At 60.9% G+C, this 16347-nt stretch carries 14 protein-coding genes; all 14 read left to right on the plus strand.

All coding sequences use genetic code 11. The features are described 5' to 3' along the window. Positions 1 to 405 precede the first annotated feature (405 nt). The 14 genes from rfbF (at position 406) to ACRC4F_RS28100 (ending at position 16272) form a co-directional block, all read left to right on the plus strand. Positions 406 to 1179, plus strand: a complete 774-nt coding sequence (rfbF, locus tag ACRC4F_RS28035) for a glucose-1-phosphate cytidylyltransferase (RefSeq protein ID WP_438662263.1) — start codon at positions 406 to 408, stop codon at positions 1177 to 1179. Beyond that, positions 1161 to 2243: a CDP-glucose 4,6-dehydratase gene (gene rfbG / locus ACRC4F_RS28040; RefSeq protein WP_438662264.1), complete on the plus strand. Its 1083-nt coding sequence runs from the start codon at positions 1161 to 1163 to the stop codon at positions 2241 to 2243. Before rfbF ends, rfbG begins: the two co-directional genes overlap by 19 nt. Continuing rightward, positions 2240 to 2800: a dTDP-4-dehydrorhamnose 3,5-epimerase family protein gene (locus tag ACRC4F_RS28045; protein WP_438662265.1), complete on the plus strand. Its 561-nt coding sequence runs from the start codon at positions 2240 to 2242 to the stop codon at positions 2798 to 2800. Before rfbG ends, ACRC4F_RS28045 begins: the two co-directional genes overlap by 4 nt. Then, complete coding sequence (locus ACRC4F_RS28050) at positions 2797 to 4023, plus strand: methyltransferase domain-containing protein (protein ID WP_438662266.1); 1227 nt, start codon at positions 2797 to 2799, stop codon at positions 4021 to 4023. The genes ACRC4F_RS28045 and ACRC4F_RS28050 overlap by 4 nt, the downstream gene beginning before the upstream one ends. Further along, positions 4020 to 4877 carry an NAD-dependent epimerase/dehydratase family protein gene (locus ACRC4F_RS28055; protein WP_438662267.1) on the plus strand — a complete coding sequence of 286 codons (858 nt, stop codon included), beginning with the start codon at positions 4020 to 4022 and terminating at the stop codon, positions 4875 to 4877. Before ACRC4F_RS28050 ends, ACRC4F_RS28055 begins: the two co-directional genes overlap by 4 nt. Then, entirely contained in the window at positions 4867 to 5937 is a 1071-nt protein-coding gene (locus tag ACRC4F_RS28060) for a class I SAM-dependent methyltransferase (RefSeq protein WP_438662268.1), read from the plus strand. The genes ACRC4F_RS28055 and ACRC4F_RS28060 overlap by 11 nt, the downstream gene beginning before the upstream one ends. 17 nt (positions 5938 to 5954) lie before the next feature. Further along, on the plus strand, positions 5955 to 6692 hold the full coding sequence (locus tag ACRC4F_RS28065; RefSeq protein WP_438662269.1) for a cephalosporin hydroxylase family protein: 738 nt from the start codon (positions 5955 to 5957) through the stop codon (positions 6690 to 6692). Positions 6693 to 6743: 51 nt separating this feature from the next. Then, a complete protein-coding gene (locus ACRC4F_RS28070) occupies positions 6744 to 9677 on the plus strand; it encodes a TIGR00180 family glycosyltransferase (protein ID WP_438662270.1) in 2934 nt (977 codons plus the stop codon). Between the two features lie 29 nt (positions 9678 to 9706). Beyond that, positions 9707 to 10708: a UDP-N-acetylglucosamine 4,6-dehydratase (inverting) gene (gene pseB, locus ACRC4F_RS28075; RefSeq protein WP_438662271.1), complete on the plus strand. Its 1002-nt coding sequence runs from the start codon at positions 9707 to 9709 to the stop codon at positions 10706 to 10708. Next, a complete protein-coding gene (gene pseC, locus ACRC4F_RS28080; protein WP_438662272.1) occupies positions 10705 to 11871 on the plus strand; it encodes a UDP-4-amino-4,6-dideoxy-N-acetyl-beta-L-altrosamine transaminase in 1167 nt (388 codons plus the stop codon). The genes pseB and pseC overlap by 4 nt, the downstream gene beginning before the upstream one ends. Before the next feature lie 3 nt (positions 11872 to 11874). After that, complete coding sequence (pseF, locus tag ACRC4F_RS28085) at positions 11875 to 12570, plus strand: pseudaminic acid cytidylyltransferase (protein WP_438662273.1); 696 nt, start codon at positions 11875 to 11877, stop codon at positions 12568 to 12570. Continuing rightward, complete coding sequence (gene pseG / locus ACRC4F_RS28090) at positions 12567 to 14072, plus strand: UDP-2,4-diacetamido-2,4,6-trideoxy-beta-L-altropyranose hydrolase (RefSeq protein ID WP_438662274.1); 1506 nt, start codon at positions 12567 to 12569, stop codon at positions 14070 to 14072. The genes pseF and pseG overlap by 4 nt, the downstream gene beginning before the upstream one ends. Next, the gene (gene pseI / locus ACRC4F_RS28095) at positions 14065 to 15117 is read left to right on the plus strand and encodes a pseudaminic acid synthase (protein WP_438662275.1); all 1053 of its coding nucleotides are present in this window, start codon (positions 14065 to 14067) and stop codon (positions 15115 to 15117) included. The genes pseG and pseI overlap by 8 nt, the downstream gene beginning before the upstream one ends. Before the next feature lie 228 nt (positions 15118 to 15345). Further along, positions 15346 to 16272, plus strand: coding sequence for a ketoacyl-ACP synthase III (locus tag ACRC4F_RS28100; protein ID WP_438662276.1), 927 nt, complete (start codon positions 15346 to 15348; stop codon positions 16270 to 16272). Positions 16273 to 16347: the final 75 nt, after the last annotated feature.

The raw sequence follows: 16347 nt of genomic DNA on the forward strand, positions 1-16347 counted from the left end.
CCCCTGATGGACACCGTAGCGAGGGAACGCGGAGCCTCAGCGAGGCGCCGTACGCCGGGGCGAAGCCTTTTGGTTCCTTTTTGGCGTTTGAAAAAGGGACTCGCTGTAAGAGCGAAACCATAAGTAGCCGTTACCGCAGAAACGGATATGTACGCAAATCCCAAATCCCAAATCCCAAATCCCAAATCCCAAATCCCAAATCCCAAATCCCAAATCCCTCCAAACCCCACCAGTCGCCGACCCCAGACAATTGGCTCACTTCCTGCAAGTCCCCCGCATATCGCCATAAAACCTTCACCTAAAAACACGTGAAGGCCCCAGTGGCTGCGGGTAAATGATGTGCATCTGACGGTTCGCCAACCCTCGCGGGGGTAGCCGGGCCGCGCGAAGAGCAAGAGGACAGCGATGAAGGCAGTAATTCTGGCAGGTGGTCTCGGTACGCGGATCAGCGAAGAGTCGCACCTCAAGCCCAAGCCAATGATCGAAATCGGCGGCAAGCCAATTCTTTGGCACATTATGAAACAGTACTCCGCCCACGGGATTCACGACTTCGTGATCTGCCTTGGCTACAAGGGCTACGCGATCAAGGATTTCTTCGCCAACTACTTCCTGCACACCTCCGACGTCACCTTCGACATGTGCAACAACCGCATGGACGTTCACCAGAACTACAGCGAACCGTGGCGCGTGACCCTGATCGACACCGGCGAAGACACCATGACCGGTGGCCGCCTGCGTCGCGCCGCCCGGTACCTGGAAGGCGAACAAGCGTTCTGCTTCACCTACGGCGACGGCGTCTCCGACCTCAACATTGGCGCGTTGGTGGACTTCCACCTGACCCACGGCAAGCTCGCGACCGTGACCGCCGTGCAGCCACCAGGCCGTTACGGCGCCCTTGAACGCGACGGTGACAGCGTCAAAGGCTTCATTGAGAAGCCGCGCGGTGACGGCGGCTGGATCAATGGCGGCTTCTTCGTGTTGTCGCCCAAAGTGCTGCCGTACATCGCCGACGATCAGACCTCCTGGGAAGCCGAGCCGCTGGCAGCGTTGGCCAGCGAACAGCAACTGCAAGCCTTCCAGCACGATGGCTTCTGGCATCCGATGGACACTCTGCGCGACAAAAACCACCTTGAGCAACTGTGGCTGAGCGGGGAGGCCCCATGGAAACAATGGGACTGAGTCCGGAGTTCTGGCGCGGCAAGCGGGTTCTGCTGACCGGCCATACCGGCTTCAAGGGCAGCTGGCTGACGTTGTGGTTGCAAAGCCTGGGCGCCAAAGTCAGCGGGTTTTCCCTTGATCCTTCGACCGAGCCAAGCCTGTTCGAACTGGCGCGGGTGCACGAAGGCATCAACGATCAGCGCGGTGACCTGCGTGACCTCGGCGCGTTACTGGAACTGATCGCCGAGACCCAGCCGGAAATCGTCATGCACCTGGCGGCCCAGCCGCTGGTGCGCGAGGGTTATCGCGACCCGCTGGGGACTTATTCCAGCAACGTCATGGGCACCCTCAATCTGCTCGAAGCGATCCGCCAGGTCGGCGGTGTGCGCGCCTGCGTGCTGGTGACCACCGACAAGGTCTACGCCAATCAGGAATGGCTGTGGCCGTACCGTGAAAACGAAGCCCTTGGCGGACACGATCCTTACAGCAGCAGCAAAGCCTGCTGCGAGTTGCTGGCGCAGTCTTACGCCGCTTCGTTCTTCCCGGCCGACAAATATGCCGAACACGGTCTGGCCCTGGCCACGGCGCGTGCCGGCAACGTCTTGGGTGGTGGTGATTTTGCCCCGGAACGTTTGATTCCGGATGTGCTGAAAGCCTGGTCCGCCGACGAACCCGTGACCCTGCGCTACCCGCAAGCCGTGCGCCCGTGGCAGCACGCGCTGGAGCCGCTGGCCGGTTACCTGCAACTGGCCGCCGGCCTCTATGAAAAAGGTCCCGAGTTTGCCGGTGCCTGGAACTTCGGCCCGAGCGAAGCGGACATGTGCAGCGTCGGCGAAGTCGTCGAATTGCTTGCCAACCGCTGGCCGCAAGCTCGTGGTTTGCGCATCGAGCCGAGTGATTTGCATGAGGCCGGTCTGCTGCGCCTGGACAGCAGCCGTGCCCGTCAACTGTTGGCCTGGCAACCGCGCTGGTCATTGCAGCAGTGCCTGACCCAGACCCTCGACTGGCACCTGGCGTGGCAAAACGGCGACGACATGCGCGCCATCACCCTGGGCCAGTTGAACCTGTACCGAGGCGCGCTGTGAGCGAGTTTCTGTTGAAAGCATTGCCGCTCGCCGGGTTGTTCAGCGTGCAGCACAAACGCTTCGAAGATGAGCGTGGACACTTCGCGCGGCTATTTTGTGAAGGCAGCCTCAGCGCGTTCGGCGAGCCGTTTCATATCCGTCAGATCAACCATTCCTGCACCCGCGAACGCGGCAGTGTGCGCGGGCTGCATTACCAGAACGCCAGCGCGCCGGAAGCCAAGTTGATCACCTGCCTGCGCGGTGAAGTCTGGGACGTGGCGGTGGATTTGCGCCCCGACTCCGAAACCTTCCTGCACTGGCACGCCGAACACCTGCACGCCGGTGACGGTCGCAGCCTGTTGATCCCGGCCGGCTTCGCCCATGGCTTCCAGACCCTGACCGACGACGCCGAACTGCTCTACCTGCACAGCGCGGATTACACGCCTGCGCACGAGGGCGGTTTGAGCGTGAACGATCCACGGCTGGCGATTGCCTGGCCGTTGCCTGTCAATAATCTGTCGGCCAGGGATTCCAGCCATCCCTTGCTCGATGAACACTTCGCTGGAGTACGCGTATGAACTGCCGTGGTTGCGGGACTTCTCTGGCCTTGCCGCTGATCGATCTCGGCACCTCGCCGCCGTCCAACGCCTATGTGCGCGCCGATCAGCTTGAGAAAGCCGAACAATGGGTGCCGTTGAAAGTGGCGGTGTGTCAGCAATGCTGGCTGGTGCAGACCGAGGATTACACCAGCGCTGACAGCCTGTTCGACGCCGAGTATGCGTATTTCAGTTCGTTCTCCAGCACCTGGCTGGCCCATGCCGATCAGTATGTGGCCGAGATGGTCGAGCGCTTCGGCCTGACCGCCGACAGCCGTGTGGTAGAAATCGCCGCCAACGACGGTTACCTGTTGCAGTACGTCGCCGGACGCGGCATCCCTTGCCTGGGCGTCGAGCCGACCCGCAGCACCGCGCAAGCGGCGCGGGAAAAAGGTCTGGAGATCCGCGAGCTGTTCTTCGGTCGCGACACGGCTTCGCAGTTGATCGCTGACGGTTGGTCTGCCGACCTGATGGCGGCCAACAACGTGCTGGCCCATGTGCCGGACATCAATGATTTCCTTGGTGGTTTCGCGACGTTGCTCAAGCCGACCGGCGTGGCGACGTTCGAGTTTCCGCAATTGCTGACCCTGATGGCCGGCCAGCAGTTCGACACGCTGTATCACGAGCACTATTCCTACCTGTCGCTGACTGCGGTGCAAACACTGTGCGAGCGCAACGGTCTGGAAGTGTTCGACGTCAGTCAGCTGTCGACCCATGGCGGATCGCTGCGGGTCTTCGTCCAGCGTGCCGATGGCGTGCGCCGCGACGTGCAGCCAGCGGTTGCCCAACAGTTGCAAGCCGAACTCGCCGCCGGGGTGAAAACCCCCGAGTACTACGCGACCCTCGCGCCCGCCGCCGAACGCATCAAGCACGAACTGCTGCGTTTCCTGTTGCAGGCGAAAGCCGACGGCAAGCGCGTGGTCGGCTACGGCGCTGCGGCCAAGGGCAACACCTTGCTCAACTACGCAGGCGTCAAACCGGACCTGCTGGCCTGGGTGGCCGACGCCAACCCGCACAAGCAGGGCAAGTATCTGCCGGGCAGTCGCATTCCGATTGTCCCGCCGGCGCAGATCGATCTGGAAAAACCCGATTACGTCCTGGTGTTGCCGTGGAACCTGTTGCACGAAGTCAGTCAGCAATTGGCCCAGGTGCGCGAGTGGGGCGGCCGCTTTGTCATCGCCGTGCCTGAGTTGACCGTCCTGTGAAGGTCCTGGTCACAGGGGCGACCGGGTTCGTCGGCCGTCATCTGGTCGAGGCCTTGCTCGCCCGTGGCTGCGAAGTCCGCGCCGTGGCACGCAACGCCGAGACCGCTGCGAACATGCCGTGGATCAATGCCGTGGAGTTTATCGCCGCGGATATTCACGCCGACGATGTGAACATCGCCGCGCTGACCGATGGCATCGATGCCTTGGCGCATCTGGCGTGGCCAGGGTTGCCGAACTATCAGGCGCTGTTTCACTTCGAGCACAACCTGATGGCCGATTACCGGTTCATCAAGAGCGCGGTCGAGGCGGGTGTATCGCAAGTGCTGGTCACCGGCACCTGTTTTGAATACGGCCTGCAGAGTGGGCCGCTCAGCGAGCAGACCGCGCCGCAGCCGAGTAATCCTTACGGCTTGGCGAAGAACACCCTGCGCCTGTTCCTCGAAAACCTGAAGCGGGTTCAACCGTTCACCCTGCAATGGGCAAGGCTGTTCTACCTGCACGGCGAGGGGCAGAACCCGAACAGTTTGCTGGCGGCGCTGGACCGGGCCATCGATGCCGGTGACGACAGTTTCAACATGTCCGCCGGCGAGCAGTTGCGCGATTACCTGGCCATCGAAACAGCCGCCGGCTACCTCGCCGACATCCTGCAACAGCGTGATTTCGACGGCGTGATCAATTGTTCCAGCGGCCAGCCGATTTCGGTGCGGGCGTTGGTCGAGCAACGACTGAGCGAACGTGGCGCAGCGATCCGTTTGAACCTCGGTCACTACCCATACCCGACCCACGAGCCGATGGCGTTCTGGGGCGTGGCGGACCGTTTGCAACAGCTACTGGGAGCAGAGCATGAGGCATGAGTTGTATCGGGTTGTCGACCTGCCGGTGTTGCAGAACCGCACCTTTGCCGACCCTGCGTCGGCGAAAGCTTCGGCGTGCGCCGACATGGTCTTGGTGCAGGACGAAAAGAGCGGGTTGATCTTCAACCAGGCCTTCGATGCCGACAAGCTCAGCTACGACGCTGACTACCAGAACGAACAGGCGCACTCGGGCCAGTTCCAGAAGCACTTGAGCGATGTCGAAGGCATCATTGCCCGCCACTTCAAGGGCCAGGAGCTGATCGAAGTCGGCTGCGGCAAAGGCTACTTCCTGGAGCTGCTGAAAAGCCTTGGCTACGCCATCACCGGCATCGACCCGGCCTACGAAGGCAACAACGCCGATGTGATCAAGGCGCCGTTCACTCGAGGCCTCGGGCTGGCAGCGGACGCCATTGTGCTGCGCCATGTGCTGGAACACATTCAGGACCCGGTGAGTTTCCTCGCCGAAATGACCGACGCCAATCAGGGCGGGCAGATCTACATCGAAGTGCCGTGTTTCGACTGGATCCTGGAGCACCGCGCCTGGTTCGACCTGTTCTACGAGCACGTCAATTACTTCCGCCTCGATGACCTGCGCCGGATGTTCGGCACGGTGCATGAAGCCGGTCACCTGTTCGGTGGCCAATACCTATACATCGTGGCGGACCTGGCGACCTTGCGCCTGACCCCGGATCAGCCGGTGCCGCGCCTTGAGTTGCCGCAGGGTTTCACCAGCAGCCTCGAGCGCGCGGTGCAGATTATCCAGGCCGCCCCCGAGCAAGGTTCGGCGATCTGGGGCGCGTCGTCCAAAGGCGTGATCTATTCGCTGTTCCTGCAACGGGCCGGCGTGGCGGTGGATCGCGTGGTGGATATCAACCCGGCCAAGCAGGGCCGATATCTACCGCTGAGCGGCGTGCTGGTGTCCTCGCCGCAAGAGGCGATGGATGCTCTGCCCGAAGGCGCCAACCTGTTTGTGATGAACTCCAACTACCTCGAAGAAATCAAGCGGATGACCGATGGACGCTACGTCTATCACGCCGTCGACAGCGCTTCGTTCCAGTGACTATTGAGATTAGAAAAATGACCGACAACACCATCAATACAGCCTTCGAAGCCGAATGCCAGGCAGAAATCGCAGCCCAGGGCGACGACCAGAAACTCACCGGCCTGGCCCAGGATTTCTTCAACCAGTCGGCCAAGCACAAGTACAGCTACCACTTCTCGTGGATGGGCCGTCCGATCATTCAGTTGCCGCAAGACATGATGGCGATGCAGGAAATCATCTGGCAGGTCAAACCCGACCTGGTGATCGAGTGCGGCATCGCCCACGGCGGTTCGATCATCTACTACGCGTCCTTGCTGGAGCTGCAAGGCCACGGTGAAGTGCTGGGCATCGACCTCGACATTCGCCCGCACAACCGCGAAGCCATCGAAAGCCACCCGATGAGCAAGCGCATCAAAATGATCGAAGGTTCGAGCATCGACGCCGCCATCGCCGAGCAAGTGCGCGCGGCGGCCGAAGGCAAGAAAGTCATTCTGGTGCTGGACTCCAACCACACCCACGACCACGTGCTGGAAGAGCTGCGCCTGTACGCACCACTGGTGTCGGTCGATAGCTACTGCGTGGTGATGGACACCGTGGTTGAAGACATGCCGGCCGACTTCTTTCCGGATCGTCCATGGGGCCCGGGCGACAACCCGAAGACCGCCGTGTGGAAATACCTGGAAGAAAACGCCGACTTCGAAATCGACCGTCAGTTGCAGAACAAGCTGCTGATCACCGTGGCGCCGGACGGCTACCTGCGTCGCATTCGTTAATTATTATTGAATCTGGGTTCTCGGCGCTTGGCCGGTTGTGGGGATAGAGATATGCGCGTTCAAAACACTGCTCGTAACGATGTGGCACCGCTGAAAGAACGGTTGACGGTGGTGGTGATTTCCCACAATCGCAACGCCTATCTGCGGCGCACCTTGCAGTATTACAGCAGCTATCCCTGCACGATTCTGGTCCTGGATTCTTCGCTCAAAAGCGACGACGACATCACCCGGGATTACCCGATGGTCGATTACCGGCACCTGCCGCAGTTCACCTACACCGGGCTTCAGGAAAAACTCGCCTATGGCGTGAACCAGGTGACCACGCCTTACATGGTGCTGGCGGCCGATGACGATTTCCTGATTCACGATGCGGTCACCGAGTCGCTGGAATTCCTCGAAGATAACGCCGACTACGGCATGGCTCACGGCTACGGAATCATGTACCTGGCCCGCGCCACGGAAGTGAATTACTTTCGCCGCGACCGCAAAGGGCCGGAAGATTATTGCTCGGATAAAGCCGAAGATCGCCTGACGCAATTCATGGGGCATTTCCTGCCGCCGTTCTATGCGGTCAGCCGCACCGAGCTGCTGCAAGACTGGCACAACGCGCTGCTGCCGGGCACCAGCTTCGAGTGGCAGGAAATAGGCCATGCCTATTACATGCTTGCACGGGCCAAGGCGCGAATCTTGCCGATCCCGTTTGCCGTGCGGGAAATCCCTTACGGTGTCTCGGAGCACAACACCAACGTCCTGACGGTGTTGACGCTCAAGGACGCGAAAACCGTGGCTGACCGCGAGCGCTTTGCCGAGTTTCTGGCTTCGCTGCCGACCGGCATGAGCCACAAGACGCTGGCCGAGGGCAAGCAGGTGGCGCTGGACAGTTTCGCCACCATGGCCGACTGCCTGACTAACATGCGTTCGTTGCAGGGGACGATGATTTTCACATCGGCCTGGCATGGGGCGGGTAAAGAGCCGGTGCGCCAGTTTGGTCAGCAGCAGTTCGTCGAAATGCCGTTCTACAACGAGCCGGTGTTTGACCTGCTGACCGAATTCGAATTCCTCCTGCACACCATGCCCGCCGGCAAATTGCAGTTGCAGGAACTGGAAGGCATTTTGCTCAAGCAGCATGAGCTGTTGCGCGTTCACCCTAACGACAATGACCGCACCCTGCGTGCCCGTTTGTGGGAAGCGCTGAGCCTTTATGCGTTCAACCGTACCGTGGTTGCGCGTCTGGCCGAGTCGTTGCAGGGCACCGAGGAAGAGGAAGAGGGCGTCAGGTTGCAAGCCTGGGCCAAGCGCCTGGCGTCGGTACCGGCCCAAGACGAACAGTCGTTGTTCGAGAACATGCCGTCCGGTCGCCTGCTGAGCTGGATCGACGCGCGCAACCCGGATGCCAGGCAACTCAAGTCAATCAGTGCGCACCTGGCCAAACACAACGGCGGTCCACAATTCGGCATTCTGTTGCTGGACCTGGACGCCGACATGGTCAAGTTGCAGGCCACCTTCGACAGCCTGGTCGGTGGCCACTGCAAGGCGTTCAAGCTGGTGGTGTTCACCACCGGCGATTTGCCGGCAACCACCACGCCGCGTGACACCGTGCACTTCGTTAAAGTCACTGCCGGCAACTACGTCGAACGCATCAACCAAAGTGTGACCCAGTCCACTGTCGACTGGCTGGTGCTGGCCGAGGCCGGTGATCAGTTCACCGCCAGTGGCTTGCTGCGTACCAGCCTCGAATTGCACGGTGCCGAAGGCATACGTGCAGTAGCCATGGACGAAATCCAGCGTCAGGAAAACGGTTCCCTGAGCGAAGTGTTCCGTCCGGGCGTCAACCTCGATCTGCTGCAAACCGTGCCGTCGCTGATGGCCCGTCACTGGCTGATCCAACGTGATGTATTGGCTGAGGTCGGTGGTTTCTCGACTGAATACGCGTCGGCGCTGGAATTCGATCTGGTGCTGCGCCTGATCGAAAACGGCGGCCTGGGTGGCCTGGCCCATCTGGCCGAGCCGCTGCTGATCTGCAACGCGCCATCTGTCGAGGAAAACCCTCACGAACGTCAGACCCTGACCCGTTCCCTGACGGCCCGCGGCTACCGCGGCCGGGTCAGTTCCGAGTTGCCGCAAACCTGGCAGATCGACTACCAGCACGCCAAGCGCCCGAAAGTGTCGATCATCCTGCACAGCCAGGACAATTTCGAGTCCCTGCAACGCGCCGTGGTCAGCGTGCTGCAACGCACCCGTTATCAGCAGCATGAAATCCTGATTGCCGATAACCACAGTCAGTCCGAAGAACTCGCCACCTGGTTGGCCAGCCTGGAAGGCAAGGGCGATCGCCTGCGTATTTTGCGCAGCGGCAAGCGCCTGAGCGCCTCGGCGCTGCATAACTTTGCGGTGCGTGAGGCCAAGGGCGACTACGTGGTGCTGATGTCGGCCGACGTCGAAGTGGTCAACTCCAACTGGCTCGATAGCCTGCTCAACCAGGCCCAGCGTCCGGAAGTCGGGATTGTCGGCGCCAAGCTGATGGATTTCCGCGGCGTCACCACTCAGGCCGGTCTGGTACTGGGCTTTAACGGTGTGCTGGGCTCGGTGTTTATCGGTGAGCGCAAAGATGCCAAAGGCTACATGAACGGTCATCAGGTGGAGCAGAACTACTCGGCGGTTTCCGGGGCTTGCATGATGGTTCGCAAAGACCTTTATGAAGCCGTCGGCGGTCTGGACGAGGAGCATTTCGACGAGGCCTTCGCTGACATCGATCTGTGCCTGAAAGCGGCCGACGCCGGTTACCTGATCGTCTGGTGTCCGCAGGCGCAAATGCTGCACCCGGGCTTGTTGCCTGACGCGCCGCAGACCGCCGCGGCCCTGCAAGACAAGTGGCAAGCGCGTTTCGCACAAGATTCGGCTTACAACCAGAACCTGGCCTTGACCGGCAAGGGCTTTACCCTCGGCGACGCTTCCAGTGTGAACTGGGCGCAGTTGCTTGCTTAAGCCTGCTGACAGGTAAAAGGACTCAAGGCATGTTCAACGGTAAATCGATTTTCATCTCGGGCGGTACCGGCTCCTTCGGGCGCAATTTCATCCGTCGCCTGTTGGAGCAATACCAGCCTAAACGAGTGGTGGTGTTCTCGCGCGACGAACTCAAGCAGTACGAGATGCAGCAGACGTTCAATGCACCGTGCATGCGCTACTTCCTCGGCGATGTGCGTGACGCAGAGCGTTTGCGTCAGGCCATGCGCGGTATCGATTACGTGGTGCACGCCGCTGCCCTGAAGCAAGTGCCGGCGGCGGAATACAACCCCACCGAATGCATTCGTACCAACGTCAACGGCGCGGAAAACATCATTGCCGCGGCCATCGATAACGGCGTGAAAAAAGTCGTCGCGCTGTCCACCGACAAGGCGGCCAGCCCGATCAACCTGTACGGCGCAACCAAATTGCTGTCGGACAAACTGTTCGTGGCCGCCAACAACATTGCCGGCGAACAGCAGACTCGGTTTGCCGTGGTCCGCTACGGCAACGTGGCCGGCTCGCGGGGCTCTGTCGTGCCGTTCTTCAGCAAGCTGATCAACGAAGGCGCAACAGAATTGCCGATCACCGATGAGCGCATGACGCGTTTCTGGATCACCCTCGATCACGGCGTGCAGTTCGTACTCGACAGCTTCGCTCGCATGCACGGTGGCGAAGTGTTTGTGCCGAAAATTCCATCGATCCGCATCGTCGATCTGGCGCTGGGCATGGCGGAACACTTGCCGCACAAGAACGTCGGTATTCGTCCTGGCGAAAAACTCCATGAATTGATGGTGCCGCTGGACGACGCGCGCATGACCCTGGAATTCGCCGACCACTACACCATTCAGCCGTCGATTCGCTTCACCAGCGTCGACGTGGATTTTGCCGTCGATAACACCGGCGAGCAGGGCCTGCCTGTGGGTGAAGACTTCGAATACCGCTCCGACACCAACCCGCACTTCCTGTCGGTGGGCCAGATCGCCGACCTGCACGCCGGGTTGCCGGCATGATTCCCTATGGTCGGCAATGCCTCGATCAGGCAGACATCGACGCGGTGGTGGCGGTGTTGCAGTCTGACTGGCTGACTCAAGGGCCGACCATCGAGCGGTTTGAGCAGGCCATGGCCGAGCGTTGCCAGGCTGATTTCGCGGTGGCGGTGTGCAACGCCACTGCCGCGTTGCACATCGCTTGCCTGGCAGCGGGACTCGGGCCGGGCGACCGCTTGTGGACCACGCCGAACACCTTTCTGGCCTCCGCCAATTGCGGTCGCTACTGCGGCGCCGAGGTGGATTTCGTCGACATCGATCCGCTGACCTGGAACCTCGATGCCTACGCGCTGGAATCGAAACTGGCAGACGCCGAACGTGACGGGACGTTGCCGAAGGTGTTGGTGGCCGTGGCGTTTTCAGGCCAAAGCTGCGACATGCGCAAGATCGCCGGACTGGCCGAGCGTTATGGCTTCACGGTCATCGAAGATGCCTCCCACGCGGTGGGTGCATCCTATGCCGGGCGTCCGGTGGGGTGCGGCGATTTCGCGGCAATGACGGTGTTCAGTTTTCATCCGGTGAAGATCATCACCAGCGCCGAAGGCGGCATGGTCCTGACCAATCGTGCGGACCTGGCTGAACGCTTGCAGCGCTTGCGCAGCCACGGCATGACCCGCGATCCGCAGCACATGACCGAGCCGAGCCACGGTCCCTGGTACTACCAGCAAGTGGAGCTGGGCTTCAATTACCGGATCACCGACCTGCAAGCGGCCCTCGGGCTGTCACAGCTGAACAAGCTCGACGACTTCATCGGGCGCCGTCGTGAACTGGCGGCGCGTTATGACCGGTTGTTGGCCTACTTGCCGCTGACCTTGCCCAATCCGCAGCCCGAGGCTGAGTCGGCATGGCATCTGTACGTGGTGCGGTTGCAGGCTGATCGCATCAATCTCAGCCATCGACAAGTGTTCGAAGGCTTGCGAGCGGCGGGTGTCGGTGTGAACCTGCACTATATTCCGGTGCACCTGCAGCCTTACTATCGCGACCTGGGTTTTGCTGAAGGTGACTTCCCGCAGGCGGAGCGTTATTACGCCGAGGCTATCAGCCTTCCGCTGTTTCCTTTGCTGACCGATGAACAACAGGATTATGTGGTCGAGCAATTGCGGCGGCTGGTTCTAGAGGAGGAGTGACTGTTGAGTTGCATCGCCATCATTCCGGCCCGGGGCGGCAGCAAACGCATACCGCGCAAGAACCTCAAGCCGTTCGACGGCGTGCCAATGATCGTTCGTTCGATCCGTACGGCGCTGGATTCGCAGCTGTTCGATCAGGTAATCGTCAGCACTGACGATGAAGAAATTGCCGCGGTCGCGCGGGCGCACGGCGCTCAAGTGCCGTTCATGCGTCCGGCGTCGTTGGCCGACGATTTCACCGGCACCGCTGCGGTGATGGTGCATGCCTTGAATGAGCTTCCGGCGTTCGACTATGCCTGCTGCCTCTACGCCACCGCGCCGCTGTTGCAGGCGCGGTTTCTGCGTCAGGGATTTGAATTGCTGGAGCAGCACCCGGATAAATCCTTCGCGTTTTCCGTGGCCGGTTTCGGTTTTCCCGTGCAGCGTGCCCTGACCCTCGACGAGCAGGGCGCATTGACGTCGCTGTACCCGGAATTTCGCAATAGCCGCTCGCAAGATCTGGCCGAAGCCTTTCAGGACGCCGGTCAGTTCTACTGGGGGCGCAGCGAGGCCTGGTTGCGCGGTGATGTGTTGTTTTCCCCGGCGAGTCTGCCGGTGATTCTGCCGCGGCATCTGGTGCAGGACATCGACACCCTCGAAGACTGGAAGCGCGCTGAATACCTGTACGCCGCGCTGAAGGCCGGGGGTGAATTGCAATGAGAGTGCTGATTCGCTCCGACGCTTCGCCGACCATTGGCAGCGGGCATATCGCTCGCTTGTTGCCCCTGGCCAGAACCTTGCGCAAGCAGGGCTCGCACGTTGCCTTTGCGTGTCGCCTGCTGCCGGGCCATCGGTTGGACACGCTGGCGGCCGAAGGTTTTGAAACCTTCGCGTTGCCAGAGCGTTATCCCGGTGAAGATCCGCAGCAAGCCATCGAATCCATGCTGCCGTGGCAGGCGGACATCGACGCGTTGGCGCACGCGCTGGAAAACCATCCGGTGTTCGACTGGATCATCGTCGACCACTATGGCCTCGACCATCACTGGCAGACGGCGGCCCGGCGCTGGGCGCCACGGATCGCCGCAGTGGATGACCTGGCCACTCGGCAATACGCGGTCGATCTGCTGCTCAACCAGAATCTGTCGGGCACGCCCGAGGCTTATGAGTCGCTGCTCGCGCCCGGCTGCCAGACGTTGTTCGGCCCACGTTTCGCAATGCTGCGCGATGAGTTTCGCTGCCCGGCAATTCCGATCAAGCCGCAAGCCAAGCGAGTGCTGGTGAACTTCGGCGGCTTCGATGCGGCGATGCAGACTCATCACGCGATGTTGGCGATGGCGGATTTCGATGCGCTGGAAGTCGATTTTGTGGCCGGTGCCGACAACCCGGCCTGGGACGCCATGCACGCCATGGCGGCGAAGCGACCAAACTGGCGCTTGCACAGTTTCGTCAGCGACTTCTACCGGCTGATGACCGAGGCCGACCTGTTTGTCGGTGCCGGCGGCGGCACCAGTTGGGAGCGGGCGGCCATGGGGCTGCCGACGATTTGCATTGCGGTGTCGAATAATCAGCAGGCCAACGGCGAGGTCATGGCGGCCTCGGGTGCCCATGTGTTTCTGGGGGCTCGCGAACAAGTGAGCGTCGAGCAACTGCGCGAGGCCATTGGTTTTGTCGCGGGCAATCAGGGGATACGCCAAAGCCTGGCCGACCATTCGCGGCAACTGGTCGATGGTCGCGGCGCGCAGCGCGTGGCGGCCGCCTTGGCCGGTGCGGTGCTACAGATCCGCCCCGCGACCGCTGACGATGCGCAGCTTCTGTTCGACGGACGCAATGCCGAGGCGGTGCGGCGCTGGTCACTGGAGACCGGGGTGGTCGAATGGTCGTCGCATCAAAACTGGCTGACCGCCAGTTTGAGCAATGCGCAGCGCTTGCTGCTGATCGCTGAGGCCGATGACGGCCCGGTGGGTGTGTTGCGTTATGACTTGCGCGGCGTTGAAGCCGAAGTCTCGATTTATCTGTTCGAAGATCGCATCGGCCTGGGCTGGGGCAGGGCGCTGCTGGCCCGTGGCGAGACGTTCGTGAGGGCCCGTTGGCCGCAACTGGCTGCCATCACCGCCCAGGTGTTGCCGGCTAACCAGCCGTCGTTGAAGGTATTTCGCGAAGCCGGTTTTACTCAGAGTGCCTGCGCGTTCACGCGCGTATTAAAGGATCATCAGAATGACTAGCTTCAAGATTGGCGACCGCTTGATCGGTGCCGACGCGCCGCCGTTTATCATCGCCGAGATGAGTGGCAACCATAACCAGTCGCTGGACATGGCGCTGCAAATCGTCGAAGCCGCGGCCAAGGCCGGCGCACATGCCTTGAAGCTGCAAACCTACACCGCAGAGACCATGACCCTGGACTTGGCCGAAGGCGAATTTTTCATCAAGGACCCCAACAGTCTGTGGGCCGGGACCTCGTTGTACGCGTTGTATGAGAAAGCGCATACGCCGTGGGAATGGCATGCGCCGATTTTTGCCCGGGCCAAAGAGCTGGGCATGCTGGCGTTCTCCACGCCGTTCGATGACAGTGCCGTCGACTTCCTCGAAAGCCTGGACGTGCCGGCGTACAAGATCGCCAGTTTCGAAAACACTGACCTGCCACTGATTCGCCGGGTTGCGGCTACCGGCAAGCCCTTGATCATTTCCACCGGCATGGCCAGCATCGCCGAGCTCGATGAAACCGTGCGCGCGGCCCGTGAGGCGGGGTGCAAGGATCTGGTGTTGCTCAAGTGCACCAGCACCTACCCGGCGACACCGGCCAACAGCAACGTGCGGACCATTCCTCATTTGCGTGAATTGTTTGGCTGCGAGGTCGGGCTGTCCGATCACTCCATGGGTGTCGGCGTGTCCGTGGCGGCGGTGGCGCTGGGGGCGACGGTGGTGGAAAAGCACTTCACCCTCGACCGTTCGGCCGGTGGTGTGGACGCCAGTTTCTCCCTGGAGCCCGCCGAACTCGAAAGCCTGGTGATCGAAACCGAGCGTGCCTGGCAGGCCATGGGCCAAGTGCATTACGGGGTGACCGAGGCTGAGCGCAAGTCCCTGGTGTACCGCCGCTCGCTCTATGTCACGCAAGACATGGCTGCCGGCGAGGCGTTTACCGATACCAATCTGCGTGCCATTCGCCCTGGCCTGGGACTGGCGCCCAAACACGCTGAAACCCTTCTGGGCCGCCGTGCTCGCCACGCCATCAAGCGTGGAACCCCGCTGGACTGGTCGTTGGTCGAATAACGCCTTGTCGGTCTGTTTCGGCAAAATAGCGTGACCTGCGAGTCATAACGCGCATCTTCACTGTATTGTATTGATCGGGAAGGTGGCGCCTGGCCTCTGTTTGGCCCAGTGATAGCCTTTTATTCTTCCCGTTGTTGCCTCCCTGGGGCGACATTTTTCTCTGTTTGTCGGCGCCCCTCGAATCATTACGAGCGGTGGTATTGGGCTGTTTATTATTGGGAAGCCGTAATGATTGGCATAAAAAGCATTGCGAGCTACGTTCCTGTAGCCGGCGTGGACAATTACGCACAAGGTGCAAAATTCGAAAAGGATGAAGAGTTCATCCTGGGCAAAATCGGTTCGGCCTTCCTGCCGCGCAAAGACGCCGGGCAAGAAACTTCGGACCTGTGTGTCGAAGCAGCCAATGCGCTGTTCGCCAACAACCCCGATCTGAAACGCGAATCCATCGACGTACTGATTGTCGTCACCCAGAACGGTGACGAAGAAGGCTTGCCACACACGGCCGCCATCGTTCAGGACAAGCTCGGCCTGCCGACCACCGTGGCCGCTTTCGATATTTCCCTGGGCTGCTCCGGCTACGTTTACGGCATCTATGCGATCAAAGGCTTCATGGAAGCCGCCGGCCTGAAGAATGGCCTGCTGATCACCGCCGACCCTTATTCGAAGATCGTCGACCCGGAAGACCGCAACACCACCATGCTCTTTGGCGATGCCGCCACCGCGACCTGGATGGGTGAAAACGCGCCATGGCAGCTGGGCAAAGCCAAGTTCGGCACCGACGGTTCCGGTGCGCCGCACCTGAAAGTCACCGACGGCGTGTTCTACATGAACGGTCGCCAGGTGTTCAACTTTGCCCTGCTCAAAGTCCCGGCGCATTTGCATGAACTGCTGGCTGACTCGCAACTGACCGCTGATGATATCGACGCCTTCTGCATTCACCAGGGCAGCGCAGCGATTGTCGACGCCGTGGCGCGTCGCTTCGAAGGCGAGCCGGAGAAGTTCATCAAGGACATGGTCGAGACCGGCAACACCGTGTCGTCGAGCATTCCGTTGCTGCTGGAAAAGCACGTGCTGGACTCCGACTGGAAGCGCGTTGCGCTGAGCGGTTTCGGCGTTGGCCTGTCCTGGGGCTCGGCGATCATCTATCGCCCTTGAACCCGGTGCTTCAGTCGAAGAAAGCCAGACACAAAAATAGCGCTCAAGGTGTAATCTTGAGCGCTATTTTTTTGC

Origin of the sequence: Pseudomonas sp. (genome assembly GCF_051660785.1) — a bacterium.
Classification (GTDB): domain Bacteria; phylum Pseudomonadota; class Gammaproteobacteria; order Pseudomonadales; family Pseudomonadaceae; genus Aquipseudomonas.

What these genes read in the sequence shown, in the direction of transcription:
- pseI (WP_438662275.1), top strand. Translation starts at nt 14,065, where the DNA reads ATGACTAGCTTCAAGATTGGCGACCGCTTGATCGGTGCCGACGCGCCG.
- ACRC4F_RS28050 (WP_438662266.1), top strand. Translation starts at nt 2,797, where the DNA reads ATGAACTGCCGTGGTTGCGGGACTTCTCTGGCCTTGCCGCTGATCGAT.
- ACRC4F_RS28065 (WP_438662269.1), top strand. Translation starts at nt 5,955, where the DNA reads ATGACCGACAACACCATCAATACAGCCTTCGAAGCCGAATGCCAGGCA.
- ACRC4F_RS28100 (WP_438662276.1), top strand. Translation starts at nt 15,346, where the DNA reads ATGATTGGCATAAAAAGCATTGCGAGCTACGTTCCTGTAGCCGGCGTG.
- ACRC4F_RS28070 (WP_438662270.1), top strand. Translation starts at nt 6,744, where the DNA reads ATGCGCGTTCAAAACACTGCTCGTAACGATGTGGCACCGCTGAAAGAA.
- pseC (WP_438662272.1), top strand. Translation starts at nt 10,705, where the DNA reads ATGATTCCCTATGGTCGGCAATGCCTCGATCAGGCAGACATCGACGCG.
- pseB (WP_438662271.1), top strand. Translation starts at nt 9,707, where the DNA reads ATGTTCAACGGTAAATCGATTTTCATCTCGGGCGGTACCGGCTCCTTC.
- pseG (WP_438662274.1), top strand. Translation starts at nt 12,567, where the DNA reads ATGAGAGTGCTGATTCGCTCCGACGCTTCGCCGACCATTGGCAGCGGG.
- ACRC4F_RS28060 (WP_438662268.1), top strand. Translation starts at nt 4,867, where the DNA reads ATGAGGCATGAGTTGTATCGGGTTGTCGACCTGCCGGTGTTGCAGAAC.
- rfbF (WP_438662263.1), top strand. Translation starts at nt 406, where the DNA reads ATGAAGGCAGTAATTCTGGCAGGTGGTCTCGGTACGCGGATCAGCGAA.
- rfbG (WP_438662264.1), top strand. Translation starts at nt 1,161, where the DNA reads ATGGAAACAATGGGACTGAGTCCGGAGTTCTGGCGCGGCAAGCGGGTT.